This is a genomic window from Curtobacterium flaccumfaciens, from assembly GCF_051548005.1.
GTDB lineage: Bacteria > Actinomycetota > Actinomycetes > Actinomycetales > Microbacteriaceae > Curtobacterium.
In genome coordinates this window covers 58,450-73,341 of record NZ_JBPUGH010000001.1, presented here as the reverse complement: position 1 = coordinate 73,341, position 14,892 = coordinate 58,450, and the positions used below count along the sequence as shown (strand labels likewise).

Annotated in this window: 12 protein-coding genes; 9 read left to right on the top strand and 3 right to left on the bottom strand. The window is 70.6% G+C overall.

Annotation, left to right across the window (positions count from 1 at the left end; all coding sequences use genetic code 11):
• Positions 1-26 precede the first annotated feature (26 nt).
• Complete coding sequence (locus tag ACSW7Y_RS00345) at positions 27-1,466, bottom strand: gamma-aminobutyraldehyde dehydrogenase (RefSeq protein WP_438124401.1); 1,440 nt, start codon at positions 1,464-1,466, stop codon at positions 27-29.
• A gap of 193 nt (positions 1,467-1,659) precedes the next feature.
• On the opposite strand from ACSW7Y_RS00345, the gene ACSW7Y_RS00340 reads away from it, so the two are divergent.
• The 7 genes from ACSW7Y_RS00340 (at position 1,660) to ACSW7Y_RS00310 (ending at position 9,377) form a co-directional block, all read left to right on the top strand.
• Entirely contained in the window at positions 1,660-2,142 is a 483-nt protein-coding gene (locus ACSW7Y_RS00340; RefSeq protein ID WP_438124400.1) for an Lrp/AsnC family transcriptional regulator, read from the top strand.
• Complete coding sequence (locus tag ACSW7Y_RS00335; RefSeq protein ID WP_290133333.1) at positions 2,139-3,569, top strand: aspartate aminotransferase family protein; 1,431 nt, start codon at positions 2,139-2,141, stop codon at positions 3,567-3,569. Before ACSW7Y_RS00340 ends, ACSW7Y_RS00335 begins: the two co-directional genes overlap by 4 nt.
• A gap of 2 nt (positions 3,570-3,571) precedes the next feature.
• Entirely contained in the window at positions 3,572-4,936 is a 1,365-nt protein-coding gene (locus ACSW7Y_RS00330; RefSeq protein WP_438124373.1) for an NAD(P)/FAD-dependent oxidoreductase, read from the top strand.
• Positions 4,936-6,264: a flavin monoamine oxidase family protein gene (locus tag ACSW7Y_RS00325; RefSeq protein ID WP_438124372.1), complete on the top strand. Its 1,329-nt coding sequence runs from the start codon at positions 4,936-4,938 to the stop codon at positions 6,262-6,264. The genes ACSW7Y_RS00330 and ACSW7Y_RS00325 overlap by 1 nt, the downstream gene beginning before the upstream one ends.
• Positions 6,265-6,619: 355 nt before the next feature.
• On the top strand, positions 6,620-7,273 hold the full coding sequence (locus ACSW7Y_RS00320; RefSeq protein ID WP_438124371.1) for a hypothetical protein: 654 nt from the start codon (positions 6,620-6,622) through the stop codon (positions 7,271-7,273).
• Positions 7,274-7,311: 38 nt separating this feature from the next.
• Positions 7,312-8,364, top strand: coding sequence for a nitrilase-related carbon-nitrogen hydrolase (locus ACSW7Y_RS00315; protein ID WP_438124370.1), 1,053 nt, complete (start codon positions 7,312-7,314; stop codon positions 8,362-8,364).
• On the top strand, positions 8,361-9,377 hold the full coding sequence (locus ACSW7Y_RS00310) for an agmatine deiminase family protein (protein ID WP_438124369.1): 1,017 nt from the start codon (positions 8,361-8,363) through the stop codon (positions 9,375-9,377). The genes ACSW7Y_RS00315 and ACSW7Y_RS00310 overlap by 4 nt, the downstream gene beginning before the upstream one ends.
• Before the next feature lie 135 nt (positions 9,378-9,512).
• Here the strand turns inward: ACSW7Y_RS00310 and ACSW7Y_RS00305 are convergent, their stop codons facing one another.
• On the bottom strand, positions 9,513-10,640 hold the full coding sequence (locus ACSW7Y_RS00305; RefSeq protein ID WP_438124368.1) for an alpha/beta hydrolase: 1,128 nt from the start codon (positions 10,638-10,640) through the stop codon (positions 9,513-9,515).
• Positions 10,641-10,974: 334 nt separating this feature from the next.
• Here ACSW7Y_RS00305 and ACSW7Y_RS00300 point away from each other — a divergent pair, with 334 nt between their 5' ends.
• Entirely contained in the window at positions 10,975-12,390 is a 1,416-nt protein-coding gene (locus ACSW7Y_RS00300; RefSeq protein WP_438124367.1) for an APC family permease, read from the top strand.
• 17 nt (positions 12,391-12,407) lie between these two features.
• Positions 12,408-13,790, top strand: coding sequence for an NAD-dependent succinate-semialdehyde dehydrogenase (locus tag ACSW7Y_RS00295; RefSeq protein ID WP_438124366.1), 1,383 nt, complete (start codon positions 12,408-12,410; stop codon positions 13,788-13,790).
• 235 nt (positions 13,791-14,025) lie between these two features.
• Here ACSW7Y_RS00295 and ACSW7Y_RS00290 read toward each other — a convergent pair whose 3' ends face one another.
• Entirely contained in the window at positions 14,026-14,667 is a 642-nt protein-coding gene (locus ACSW7Y_RS00290) for a DUF308 domain-containing protein (protein WP_438124365.1), read from the bottom strand.
• Positions 14,668-14,892: the final 225 nt, after the last annotated feature.

The following is a 14,892-nucleotide window of genomic DNA, read 5'->3' as shown; positions in this document are numbered from 1 at the left end:
GCTGGTGCGCTGGTCGGGTCCGGTGGTCAGCCGGTGTAGGACATGACGTGCTTGATGCGGGTGTAGTCGTCGAACCCGTACTGGGACAGGTCCTTGCCGTAGCCGGAGTGCCGGAAGCCGCCGTGCGGCATCTCGGCGACGATGGGGATGTGCGTGTTGATCCACACGCAGCCGAAGTCGAGGTCGCGGGAGCACCGCATCGCCCGCGCGTGGTCGGTCGTCCAGACCGAGCTCGCGAGGCCGTACTCGACGTCGTTCGCGAGCCGGAGGGCTTCGTCCTCGGTCCGGAAGCGCTGGACCGTCTGCACCGGGCCGAAGACTTCCTCCTGCACGATGCGGTCGTCCTGCCGGAGACCGGACACGATCGTGGCCTCGTGGTGGAACCCGCGGTCCCCGACCCGGCGCCCACCGGCTTCGACCGTGGCGTGGTCGGGGAGGGCGTCGAGGAAGGACCGGACCTGTGCGAGCTGGCCGGCGTTGTTCACGGGGCCGAACGCGGGGTCCGTGACGTCGGGGCCGGTGCGGGCGTTCGACCGGGCCTCGGCGACGAGGGCCGCGACGAACTCGTCGTGGATGCCCTCCTGCACGAGCAGCCGGGTGGCGGCGGTGCAGTCCTGGCCGGCGTTGAAGAACCCCGCGGCGACGATCCCGGAGACCGCGGACGGGATGTCGGCGTCGTCGAACACGATGACCGGGGCCTTGCCGCCGAGTTCCAGGTGCGTGCGCTTGAGGTCGGACGCCGCGGCGCGGGCGACCTGCATGCCTGCCCGGACCGAGCCGGTGATGCTCACGAGCTGGGGCGTCGGGTGGTCGATCATCGCGGCGCCGGTGGTGCGGTCGCCGAGCACGACGTTGAGCACGCCCGGCGGCAGGAACTCGGCGGCGACCTCGGCGAGCAGCAGCGTCGAGAGCGGTGTGGTGTCGCTCGGCTTGAGCACCGTGGTGTTCCCCGCGGCGAGCGCGGGCGCGAACTTCCACACCGCCATGTTGAGCGGGTAGTTCCACGGCGTGACCTGGGCGACGACGCCGATCGGCTCGCGGCGGACGAACGACGTGTGGTCGGGCAGGTACTCGCCGGCGCTGCGGCCCTCGAGGTTCCGGGCGGCCCCGGCGAAGAAGCGGATCTGGTCGACCGACAGCAGGATCTCGTCCTGCACGAGGGTGGCCCGGGGCTTGCCCGTGTCCAGGGACTCGAGGTCGGCGAACTCCTCGGCGCGCTGCTCCATCGCGTCGGCGATCCGGAACAGGGCGAGCTGCCGTTCGCCGGGCGTCGTGCGGCGCCACGAGCGGAAGGCCCCGCTCGCGGCGGCGAACGCGGCGTCGACGTCCTCGGCGGTGGAGACGGGCGAGGTGCCGTACACGTGCTCGTCCGTCGGTGCGACGAGGTCCATGGTCGCGTCGCCACGCGCTTCGACCTGCTCACCCCCGACGAAGTTCCGGAGCACTCCCGTGGTCGGCGCGCGCATCGCGATGGGGCCGGAAACGGCCGTCGCGCGGTCCGAGGAGGCTGTGTCACTGTCCAGCATGGCGGCGATACTGGCACGGAATCTGCCGCTCCGGAAGAAGAATCCGCAGGTTGTGGAGAACCGTAACAACGGAAATCGTCGCGAAACATCGTGTTCACAACGAAATCCCTTGCGCGGCTCGGATGCCACTGCCATGCTGTCCGGCATGGCGGCAGCACCACGACGTCCGGGACCGATCGACGAGACCTCGAAGCGGATCATCGAACAACTCCAGGCAGACGGGCGCCGCCCGTACGGCGAGATCGGCAAGGCGGTCGGTCTCAGCGAGGCGGCGGTCCGCCAACGGGTGCAGAAGCTCACGGAGACCGGCGTCATGCAGATCGTCGCGGTCACGGACCCCCTGCAGTTGGGGTTCCACCGGCAGGCGATGATCGGCATCCGGGTCAGCGGTGACACCCGAACCGTCGCCGACGAACTCGAACGGCTCCCGGCGGTCGACTACCTGGTCATGACCGCCGGGAGCTTCGACCTCATGGTGGAGGTCGTCTGCGAGGACGACGACGGCCTCATCGAACTGCTGAACGGCACGATCCGGGCGATCCCGGGCGTCGCCGCCACCGAGACCTTCGTCTACCTGCAACTCCGCAAACAGCTCTACGACTGGGGAACGCGATGACCATCTCCGAACCACGTGCACGCCTGGGCTCCTACGACCCGTTCGCCCCGGTGGACGACGCCGCACTCCAGCAGAAGTCGCGCGACCACCTCTGGATGCACTTCGCCCGCCACGGCGCGAACCAGGCCGGAGCAGACGTCCCGATCATGGTCCGCGGCGAGGGACACCACGTCTACGACAGCCACGGCAAGGAGTACATCGACGGGCTCTCCGGCCTGTTCGTCGTCGCCGCCGGGCACGGCCGGAAGCGTCTGGCCGAGATGGCCGCGAAGCAGGCCGAGACCCTGTCGTTCTTCCCGATCTGGTCGTACGCGCACCCCGCCGCGATCGAGCTCGCCGACCGGCTCGCCGACCACGCCCCGGGCGATCTCAACAAGGTGTTCTTCTCGACCGGCGGCGGTGAGGCGGTCGAGACCGCGTTCAAGCTCGCGAAGTACTACTGGAAGCTCCGCGGCAAGCCGATGAAGCACAAGGTGATCTCGCGTGCGGTCGCCTACCACGGCACACCGCAGGGGGCCCTCGCGATCACGGGCATCCCGGCGATGAAGCAGATGTTCGAGCCGCTCACCCCCGGTGGCTTCCGGGTCCCGAACACCAACTACTACCGCGCTGCGGAGATGGGCTTCGCCGGTGGTTCGGAGGAGGAGTTCGGCTTCTGGGCGGCCGAGCGCATCCGCGAGATGATCGAGTTCGAGGGCCCCGACACCGTTGCCGCGGTCTTCCTCGAGCCCGTGCAGAACTCCGGCGGCTGCTTCACGCCCCCGCCCGGCTACTTCCAGCGCGTCCGCGAGATCTGTGACGAGTACGACGTCCTGCTCGTGTCCGACGAGGTCATCTGCGCGTTCGGCCGGATCGGCACCATGTTCGCGTGTGACACCTACGACTTCGTCCCGGACATGATCACCTGCGCGAAGGCGATGACCTCGGGGTACTCCCCCATCGGCGCGACGATCATCAGCGACAAGCTGTTCGAGCCGTTCTCGACCGGTGACACGACCTTCTACCACGGCTACACGTTCGGCGGGCACCCGGTGTCGGCGGCCGTCGCGATGGAGAACCTCGACATCTTCGAGGAAGAGGGGCTCCTGCAGAACGTCCAGCAGAACGCGCCGTTGTTCAAGGCCGAGCTCGACACGCTCCGCGACCTGCCGATCGTCGGAGACGTGCGCGGTGACGGCTACTTCTACGGCATCGAGCTCGTGAAGGACAAGGCGACGAAGACGACCTTCGACGACGCCGAGTCCGAGCGACTGCTGCGCGGGTTCCTGTCGAAGGCGCTGTTCGACGCGGGGCTGTACTGCCGCGCCGACGACCGCGGTGACCCCGTCGTGCAGCTCGCCCCGCCGCTGACCATCGGCCAGCCGGAGTTCCGCGAGATGACGTCGATCCTGCGGAGCGTCCTGACCGAGGCCTGGACGAAGATCTGACCATGACGGGCTACCGGGGCGTCTCGTTCTGGCTCGATGCGCTCGTCACGAGCGGCCGGGACGACCTGACGCCCCGGCCCCCGCTCGACGGCGACACGACCGCGGACGTCTGCATCGTCGGTGCCGGACTGACGGGTCTCTGGACCGCGTGGTACCTGCACCAGGCCGACCCGCGCCTCCAGATCGTCGTCGTGGAACGGGAGATCGCCGGGTTCGGCGCCTCCGGCCGCAACGGCGGCTGGTGCTCGGCCCTCTTCCCGGCGTCCGCCGCGTCGCTCGCGGAACGCCACGGGTGGGACGCGGCCCACGCACTCCGTCGGGCGATGCGCGACACCGTCGACGAGGTCGGTCGGGCCAGCGCCGAGGCGGGCGTCGACTGCGACTACGTCAAGGGCGGGACGGTCCTCTACGCGCGCTCCGCGGTGCAGGAGCGCGCCGCCCGTGACGAGGTCGCGTCCTCCGCCGCGTGGGGCGACGACATGACCTACCGGGACGCACGTCCCGGAGACGCGGCGGGCTCCGCCGGCGTCGCCTGGACCCCCGACTGCGCGCGGGTGCAGCCCGCCGCGCTGGTCCGTGGCCTGGCGGCCGCCCTGGAGGCACGGGGCGTCCGGATCGCGGAGCACACGCCCGCCTCCTCCTGGGACCAGGGCCGGGTGGTCACCGCACGCGGGACCGTCACCGCCGGCGCGGTCGTCATCGCGGTCGAGGGCTACGGCGCGCAGCTCGAGCAGACCCGACGACGCATCCTCCCGCTGTACTCGCTCATGATCGCCACCGCTCCGCTCCCCGCTGCCGTGTGGGACCGCATCGGGCTCGAGCACGGACAGACGTTCTCGGACTACCGGCACCTGCTCGTGTACGGGCAGCGGACCGCCGACGACCGCATCGCCTTCGGCGGACGGGGTGCCCGCTACCACTGGGGTTCGTCGATCGAGCCGGGCCACGACCGGGTACCACGGGTGTTCGAGCACCTGCGGAGGGCGCTCGTCGACCTGTTCCCCGCCGTCGCCGACGCCCCGATCACGCACACGTGGGGCGGTCCACTCGGTGTCCCGCGTGACTGGTGCGCGTCGGTGACCTGGGACGGTCACGTCGGGACCGCCGGTGGGTACGTGGGCGACGGCCTCTCGACGACGAACCTGGCGGGCAGGACGCTCGCCGACCTCGTCCGCGGAGTCTCGTCGCCCCTGACCACGCTCCCGTGGGTGAACCACCGATCGCCGGACTGGGAGCCCGAGCCCTTGCGTTTCCTCGGGGCGAACGCCGGGCTCGTGGCGACCGACCTGGCGGACCGCGAGGAAGCACTGACCGGCCGGCCGAGCCTCGCGGCGCGGCTGACGGCGCCGCTGACGGGAGGGCACTGATGGACGCTGACGTCGTGGTGGTGGGTGCCGGGGTGTCCGGTCTCGCCGCTGCCCGAGTGCTCGCGCAGGGCGGGCAGCGGGTCGTCGTGCTCGAAGCCCGCGACCGCATCGGTGGCCGCACCTGGACGGACGACGAACTCGGCGTGCCCGTCGACCTCGGGGCCTCGTGGATCCACGGGATCGACGGCAACCCCCTGTGGGCGCTCGCCCCGGCGTTCGGCATCGACACCGTCGAGTTCACCGTCGGCAGCTTCCAGTTCGACGGCCGCCCGATCGGCTGGCACGCGCCCTCCGGTCGCCGGCTGACCGAGGCCGAGGCCGCGTCGTTCGTCGCCGACCTGCACGCCCTCGACGCCGCGCTGCCCGAGGTGGTGGAACACGCGCCGCCGCCGTCCACGTACGCCAGCGCCGTGAACGCCGTCCTGCGGAACCTGCGCATCGACGGGGACCGGGCCGCCCGCGTCCGGGAGTACACCGCCCACCGCTCGGAGGACCTCTGCGGCGCGCCCGTCACCGTCCTCGACGCGCACGGCCTCGACGAGGAGCACGTCCCGGGCGACGAGGTCGTCTTCCCCCGCGGCTACGGCCAGTACGCCCGTGCCATCGCCGACAGTCTCGACGTCCGACTGTCGTCGGAGGTCCGCGCTGTGCGGCAGTCCCCGGATCGTGCCGCCGTCGAGCTCGCCGACGGGACCGTCGTCACCGCCGCGGACGTCGTCGTCACCGTTCCGCTCGGCGTCCTGCAGGCCGGGGCGGTCACGTTCGAGCCGCCACTCGACCCGGACGTCCTCGACGCGATGGGCCGGCTCGGGATGGGCGTCTACGACAAGGTGTTCCTCCGGTTCCCCGAGCGCTTCTGGGGTGACGACTGGGTCGTACGGCAGCAGGGTCCGGCCGGCGTCGACTGGCACTCCTGGTACGACATGTCCCGGGTGACCGGCGAGCCGGTGCTCGCCGCCCTCGTCGGCGGTGCCGGCGCCCGGCGGATCGAGTCGCTGCCGGATCCGCTCGTCGTCGACGAAGCCGTCACCGCGCTCCGACGGATGTTCGGTCCGTCCGTCCCGCAGCCCGACGCCGTGCGCATCACCCGGTGGGCGGCGGACCCGTTCGCGCGGGGGTCGTACTCCTACCTGCACGTCGGGGCGTCCCCGGACGACCACGACCTGCTCGGTTCCCGGTGCGGCCGGGTGCAGCTCGCCGGGGAGGCCACGTGGGGCGACGACCCCGCGACCGTCCACGGGGCGCTGCTGTCCGGGCTGCGGGCGGCGGGGCGGTTGCTCGGGCGCGAGGTCGGACCGCTGTCCCTCGCCGAACCGCTCCCTACCTGAGCGGTTCGTCGTCGTGTGACATCCGAACCACCTTCCGTGTCAGCGCCGGCAGACACGAAGAGCGGGGGCCGAGAGACGTGCGACCCGATCGTGGATCGGGTAACACTGGGTTCCGAGTTCAGGCTCGGGACCCAGTTCGTCCCTCGTTCTCCACTCGGAGAGCAAATCGAAGCCCATCGCTGTTGGCGCAGCGGTGGGCTTCATCTCTGACCGGGTCACGATCCGGCGGTGGCGCGACCCGAGAGCAGCCTACTGATGTTCCACGTTCCACCACCGCGACACGGGGCACTCGACTGAGAGGGTCCGCACGGGTCGTACGGCCGTGCCTCCGGGGAGCGGTGCCACACTCGGACGCGTGACGACGACGCAGCGCCTCCACCAGCACGAGCACCGCGCACCCGTCGCCGTCGCCGTGCTGGTCAACCTCGCGTTGAGCCTCCTCCTGCCCGACGAGGTGCTGTTCTTCCCCGCCTGGGTCGTGCCGCTGCTCGGCGTCCTGCTCCTCACGCCGCTCGTCGTCTTCAACCCGCGACGCCTCACCCGCGAGACCACCTGGTCGCGCTGGCTGTCGACGGGGCTCGCGGTCCTGCTCACCGTCGCGAACCAGCTCACGGTCGTGAAGACGATCGACCAGCTCCTCCACGGCCACCCGGACGGTGGCGCGGTGCTCCTGACGGCGCTGCAGGTGTGGGTGAGCAGCATCATCGCGTTCGGGCTCGTGTACTGGGAGCTCGACCGCGGCGGCCCCGTCGCGCGGCGGCAACCGCAGCTCTGGGCGAGCGCCGAGGCCGACTTCCTGTTCCCCCAGGAGTCCGGTCCCACCAAGGCCTCGTGGCGCCCGGTGTACCTCGACTACCTCTACGTGGCGATGACGAACATGGTGGCGTTCAGCCCGACGGACACGATGCCGCTCACGGTGCGGGCGAAGATGATCATGGCGTACCAGGCGCTCGGCGGCTTCATCCTGCTCGCGCTCGTCATCTCCCGCGCGGTGAACATCATCAACTGACCCTTGCGCTTGTTGATCGGTGGGTCAACAATGACGGCATGGACGTCATCACCGCAGCCGAGCGCCCGTCCCCCCTGCGCGCGGACACCAGCACGCCTCGCCGCAGGGTCCGCGTGGCCCTCGTCCAGACCCGCTGGCACGAGGATCCCGTCGAGCACGGACGCGTGCTGGCCGACGGCATCGCCTCCGCGGCGGCGGCCGGAGCGACGGTGGTGTTCCTGCAGGAACTCACGCTGTCCCGGTACCCGGGCGACACACCGGCGGAGGGGACACCGAAGGACCGCGCCGAGTCGCTCGAGGACGGCCCGACGGTGACCTTCGCCAGCGAGCAGGCGCGGCGCCACGGCGTGTTCGTGCACGCGTCGCTGTACGAGCGACCGGCTGGTGACGACCACCCCGACGACCCGCGCGGCTACAACACCGCGGTGCTCGTCGGCCCGGACGGCTCCCTCGTCGGACGGACCCGCAAGACCCACATCCCGATCAGCGCCGGCTACTACGAGGACACCTACTTCCGGCCGGGTCCGGACCACGACGCGTTCCCCGTGTACGACCCTGAAGGCCTCGGCGCGCGAGTCGGGCTCCCGACGTGCTGGGACGAGTGGTTCCCCGAGGTCGCCCGGTCCTACGGGCTCGCCGGCTCCGAGGTGCTCGCCTACCCGACGGCGATCGGCTCCGAGCCGACGTTCCCCGACTTCGACACCTCGCCGATCTGGCGGCAGGTCATCGTCGCGAACGGCATCACGGCCGGACAGTTCATGGTCGTCCCGAACCGCTGGGGCGACGAGGGCGCGATCACGTTCTACGGCTCGTCGTTCATCTCGGACCCGTTCGGACGGGTCCTCGTCGAAGCTCCACGCGACGCGGACGCGGTGCTCGTGGCAGACCTCGACCTCGATGCCAGGACCGAGTGGTTGCGGCTCTTCCCGTTCTACGTGACCCGGCGCCCCGACCTCTACGCTCCCCTGACCGACCCGGTCGACCGCCTGCGCGACGGGTACGGCGCTGACGAGGCGATCCGTGCCTCCCTGTCGGGTGCCCTGGCGCGGCACCGGGCCGACGGCCCGCAGACCACGGGAGCACGCGCGTGACCTGGCGGATGCCGGCGGAGACAGCCCTCCAGGACCGCACGTGGATGGCGTTCCCGCGCCCGGGCGCGACCCTCGGCGACGACACGGCGAGCGCTGACGCTGCCCGCACCGCATGGGCGACGACGGCGAACACGATCGCCGAGCACCAACCTGTCACGATCGTCGTCGACCCGGTCGCCCGCACCGATGCCACGCGCCTGCTCTCGAGTGCGGTCGACGTGCTCGAGGCCCCGCTCGACGACTTCTGGATGCGGGACATCGGGCCGACGTTCGTGCAGGACGACGACGGACGGCTCGGCGCGGTGGACTGGGTGTTCAACGGTTGGGGCGCGAACGCATGGTCGACCTGGACGCGTGACGCTCGGATCGCCGCCGTGGTCGCCGAGGCCGCCGGTGCGGAACGGATCCCGTCGCTCCTCGTCAACGAGGGCGGAGCCATCCACGTCGACGGTCGGGGCACGGTGCTGGTGACGGAGACGGTGCAACTCGACCCGAGGCGGAACCCGTACGCCGACCAGGCCCGGGTCGAGGACGAGCTCGCTCGGACCATCGGAGCGACCGACGTCGTGTGGCTGCCTCGTGGACTGACCCGGGACTACGACGGACTCGGGACCCGTGGGCACGTGGACATGGTGGCGACCTTCGCCTCGCCGGACCTCCTGCTCCTGCACGCGCAGCCCGACCCCGGTCATCCGGACCACCTCGTCATGCCGCAGGTCCGGGCGGCGCTCGAACGAGCGACGGACGCCGCGATCGTCGAGCTCCCGGCGCCGGCGACCCTCGCCGACGACGACGGCCCCGTGGACTGGAACTACGTCAACCACGTGGTGGTGAACGGTGCCGTGATCGCGTGTGCCTTCGGCGAGCCGGCCGCCGACGACCGGGCTCGCGGGGTCCTCGCGGACGTGTACCCGGGGCGCGAGGTGCTCTCGGTGGACGCGCGAGAGGTGTTCGCACGCGGTGGTGGGCTGCACTGCATCACCCAGCAGCAGCCGAGCGCCGAGCCACGCTGACACACCCGCAGTCGGGCGTGCGGCCGGTCACGGGCGCCGACCCGCACCGCGGTCCGGCGAGCGACCGGTCACCGGCGTCAGCCCGCGCTGCCACGCCCGCAGGCAGGCGGGCGGGCGGGCGGGCGGACACCAGCGTCATCCCCCGGACGGCGCCAGTCCGATCCGCGACTGCATCCACGCCAGCCCCGCGGCGAGCGCCGCCCGCGCGGTGGTCCAGCTGTGCCTGGCACCCGGCACCACCCACGTCGCGACGTGCATGCCCGCGGTCCGGGCCCGAGCGGCCTGCACCGGCATGACGGGCCCGTACGTGCGGTCGAGTTGCCCGACCGCGAAGAAGGCGTTCGTGTCCCGGTACGGTGCGTTCGCCCGCATCAGGGCTGCCGGCTGGGCGGCGCGGTACGCGGCCCGGCTGCCCCCGAACCCGTCGGCGATCGTCTTCGCTTCGCTGCCGAGCGTCGGGCCGTCCTCGCCCGAGACGTCGATGAGGTTGCCGAACCGGGAAGGGTCACCGGCGCCGAGCTGGATCGCGCACGTCCCGCCCTGCGAGAACCCTCCGATCGTCCATGCCGCCGCCGCGGTCTGCACCTTGAGGTGACTCGTGATCCACGCGGGGACGTCCCTCGTGAGGTAGGTCCGGCTGTTGCCGAGCTTCCCGTCGACGCACATCGGGTTCGCCGACCGCGGTCCGAGCTGGTCGGGCACGACGACGATCGGCGCGAGGCCGCGGTCGATCGTGGCCAAGGCGTCCATCGTCTGCTCGATCTGCCCGCCGCTCTGGACGTCGTTCGGTCCGGCACCGCGCGACTGACCGGAGAGCAGCACGTCCACCGGCAGGTGCGGCGGGTCGGCGGTCAGCGCGGCCGGTGGCAGGTACACGAGGGCCTGCCGGGCCGCGAAGTGGGACGTCGTCGCGGGGATCGTCTCGTGCAGCAGGCGCCCGGTCCTCGGCATGCCGCCCGGTGCGGTCCACGACGTCGCGAGGTCGGCGCTGCTCGGCGCGGTCGAACTCCCGGGCGCCTCGCTTGCGGGGATGCCGAGGGACGACGTCGGCACCGGGGTGTCCGTGTGCACGGGTCGCGGGGAGGACTGCGTCGGTGTGGCCGACGCAGTCGCGGCCGGTCCGTCGGCGCGGGCCGACGCGTGGCTCGCCGTCCAGCCGCCGAGCCCTCCGACGGCCAGGCCGACGACGAGTCCGCCCGCGAGCCCACCGGCGAGCAGGGCTCCGCCTCGTCGGGAGCGGGTGGTGCTGGGTGTGGGTGCCATCGGTCGTCCTCGTCCTGCGTGCGGTTCCGCGGAGGTGCTCTCCGGCCGCGAGCGTAGGGACCGGTTCCGGGAACCGCCTGCCGGGTACGGCCGTCCGGCTGAGCGTCCTCCCCGCCCGCGTACAGCGACCGTCGGGCGCCTTCCGAGCAAGCGACATGACGTACAACCGCCTCCGCGGCCGTGTACTCGACGGCGAGCCCGGCGAGGTGTCCGCCGTCGGTATCGTCTGCGCACCGGCACGCTCCGAAGGGGCGTCCCGGCACCCGTACCGGTCAGGGCACCGTCGCCCCGACCCCGGCCCCGCGGCAGTGCCGCGAGCAGGAGGGAACGACCCTTGGCAACACCGATCGTCGCCACAGCAGCGTCCGCCACGACCGCCCGGGGCGCTTCCCTGAAGCGGAGTCTCGGCCTCTGGGCCATCGTCGGACTCGGGCTCGGCTACATGACCCCGACGGTCGTGTTCGACACGTTCGGCATCGTGTCCGACGAGACGAACGGTGCCGTGCCGAGTGCGTACGTCATCGCGCTCGTGATCATGCTCCTGACCGCGGTGAGCTACGGGAAGATGGTGCGGGTCTACCCGGCGGCCGGTTCGGCGTACACGTACGTGCGGGAGTCGATCCACCCGAACGCCGGGTTCATGGTCGGCTGGGCCTCGTTGCTCGACTACCTGCTGCTGCCGATGGTCAACGCGCTCATCATCCGGCTGTACCTCGAGCAGGTGTTCCCCGCGCTGCCGGCGTGGGTCACCGTCGTCGTGTACACGCTCTTCGTCACCACGGTGATCTGCCTGTCCATGCGCGGGACGTCGAACCTCAACATGGTCCTGCTCGTCGGCGCGATCCTCGCCATGATCGCGTTCGTGGTGTTCGCGGTGATCGAACTCGTGCGCGGCGCCGGCGCGGGCACGGTCGTCAGCGCCGAGCCGTTCGTCCACGACGGTGTGACCATGACCGCGCTGCTCACCGGCGCCACCGTCGTGTGCTTCTCCTTCATCGGGTTCGACGCCGTGACGATGTACACGGAAGAGGCCAGGAGCATCCGGATCATGCCGAAGGCGATCCTGCTCACCGTCCTCCTCGGCGGCCTGATCTTCCTGGTGTCCGCCTACTTCGCACAGCTCCGCTTCCCGACGAACGCGCCCTTCGGGGAGTTCACCGACGACCCGCTGCCGCAGATCGGCCTGCTCGTGGGCGGTCCGGTCTTCCAGGCGATCCTCGTCGCCGCGGGCTTCGTCGCCGCCCTGGCGTCCGGCTTGGCATCGCACGCCAGCGTCGCGCGCATGCTGCTGGTGATGGGCCGCAACAACGTCCTCCCGAAGAAGGTGTTCGGCTACGTCAGCCCGAAGACCCGCACGCCGATCCCGAACATCATCATCGTCGGCGCGGTCACGCTCCTCGCGATGACGTTCTCGCTCGACACGATCTCGTCGTACATCAACTTCGGCGCCCTCATCGCCTTCACCTTCGTCAACCTGACCGTCATCGTGCACTTCGCCTGGCGCCAGGGCCGACGGCACACCGCCCGCGACCGCTTCGCCTACATCGTGTTGCCGGGTGTCGCGATGCTCCTGACGGGTGTTCTCTGGTCTCAGCTGCACGCGGACGCGCTCATCGCCGGCGGGGTCTGGGCCGCGATCGGGTTCGTGTACCTGCTGGTCATCACGAAGGGGTTCCGGGTCCAGCCGAGGGGCTTCGACGAGAACCAGCCCGTCACCGGCGTCAACAAGCAGCTGACCGACCAGGTCTGAACCACACAGGAGACACGATGAACGACACGGCCACCGTCTACGCGGTCACCGACCCGGCCACCGGCCAGACCCTCGCCACGTTCCCGACCATCACCGACTACGAGCTCCGGCGGGCGATCACGACGGCCGACGAGACGCACGCGAGCTGGGGCCGGTCCACCACCGTGGCCGACCGAGCCGCCCTCCTGCACCGCGTCGCCGAGCTCTACCGGGAACGCCGCGAGGACCTGGCGACGACGATCGTCCGCGAGATGGCGAAGCCGATCGACCAGGCGTACGGCGAGGTCGACTTCTGCGCCGACATCTACGACTACTACGCCGACCACGCGGAGGAGTTCCTCGCCGACCAGCCGATCACCCTCGCCGAGGGCAGCGAGGGCAGCGCGTTCGTCCGGAAGTCGTCCGTCGGGGTGCTCCTCGGGATCATGCCCTGGAACTTCCCGGCCTACCAGATCGCTCGCTTCGCCGGCCCGAACCTCGTCATCGGCAACACGGTCCTGCTCAAGCACGCTCCGCAGTGTCCGGAGTCGGCCCTGGCGATCGAGGCGGTCTTCCACGACGCCGGCTTCCCCGAGGGCGCCTACACGAACGTCTTCGCCACGAACGACCAGGTCGCCGACGTCATCGCCGACCCGCGCGTGCAGGGCGTCTCCCTGACCGGCTCCGCCCGAGCCGGTGCCGCGGTGGCGGAGATCGCCGGCCGCAACCTCACGAAGGTCGTCCTCGAACTCGGCGGGTCCGATCCGTTCATCCTGCTCTCCACGGACGACCTCGACGCCGTGGTCGAGTCCGCCGTCGCGACGCGTCTCGAGGGCAACGGCCAGGTCTGCAACGCCGCGAAGCGCTTCCTCGTGGCCGACCACCTCTACGACGACTTCCTCGCGAAGTTCACCGCGGCCATGTCCGCCGTCGAGCCGACCGATCCGGCCGTCGATGGCGCCGAGCTCGGCCCGCTGTCCTCACCGGCCGCAGCCGACCGGCTCGAGGCGCAGCTGGCCGCGGCGAAGGAGCAGGGTGCCACGGTCGTCACCGGGGGCGAGCGCCGTGGCAACGCCTTCACGCCGACCGTGCTGACGGGGGTCACCCCCGACAACGACGCCTACCGCGAGGAGTTCTTCGGCCCGGTCGCCGCCGTCCACCGCGTCGCCGACGAGGACGCCGCGATACAGCTCGCGAACGACACCCCGTTCGGCCTCGGTTCGTACCTCTTCACGACCGACCCGGACCAGGCGCTCCGGGTCGCCGACCGGATCGAGGCCGGCATGGTCTACGTGAACATCGTCGGCGCGGACAGCCCGGAGCTCCCGTTCGGCGGCGTCAAGGCGAGTGGATTCGGGCGCGAGCTCGGCCCCTTCGGGGCCGACGAGTTCGTCAACAAGAAGCTCATACGCATCGGCTGAGGGCCCGACCGGACCAGCAACGGACGGGAGGCGCGGTGCCAGCCGGCACCGCGCCTCCCGTCCTTGGAGCGGTCGTGTCAACGCGGACAGTTCCGCTTGTCGTGTCCCCGGAAGCCACATTGACTGCATCTCGAGGCGTTGAACGGGACCGTGCAGGTCCGGCGATCGTGTCCGAGCTCTCCGCAGTGGCTACAGGTTCGCGTCCCGCTACTGCTCATCGGCGCACGTTCCCGGGTCAGTTGTTGTAGTCGCAGGACGCACTCGCGTACTGGCCGGTCGCAGTGTTCTTCGAGACTTCCTTGCCGTCGACCGACACCGTGCAGGTCACCGTGTCACCGGTCTGTCCGTTCGTCGCCGTGACCGTTCCGAACGTGTCACCGTGGACCGTCAATGTCTTCGAGAACGGGAGCTTGGGGTTCGAAGCCTGCTCGGACCCACCGTCAGTGGAGTAGGAGATGTTCGCGTCAGTCGAGTTCCCGGTCACCTCGACCTTGACCGTGTGTTCCTTGTCGAAGGCATCCGCAGAGGCCGACGAGATCGACTTCGAAACACTGTCGAGTGCCGATGAGTAGAGGGCCTGGGTCGACAATCCGACGATGACGGAGAGCGCGCCGAGGACGACACCGGTGATGGCGAGCCCGCGGCGACGGTTCTTCACGATCAGTCCGACGATGCCGAAGATCAGCGCGATGATGCCCAGGACGATCGACACGTTGTTGACGATGGGGATCGCGCAGCCGACGATCGCGACGATGCCGACGATCAGGGCGACCAGACCGAACGGGTTGCCACGCCTCTGGTGGTCGGGAGTGGGCTGCTGCTGGTAGGGGGCGGGCTGGCCAGGGTAGGGATACTGCTGCTCGGGAACGTTAGTCATAGCCGACAAGTTGTCAGCTCCGCTATCCCCTGAGTAGCCCCAAAGTAGGTCAAGCCGCGCCCAGGCCTGGCACAAGCACGGAACGGCGCGGAAGTAGAGGTCAACGGGAGGACACCTGCACGACCGTCGTCTGAGCGACATCTGCGTCCTGCGGCCAGTCCGCCGAGCTCGGCCTTTCCTGCGCGGGTGACCTCGTCGCCATCAAGCTCATCCGCATCACCTGGC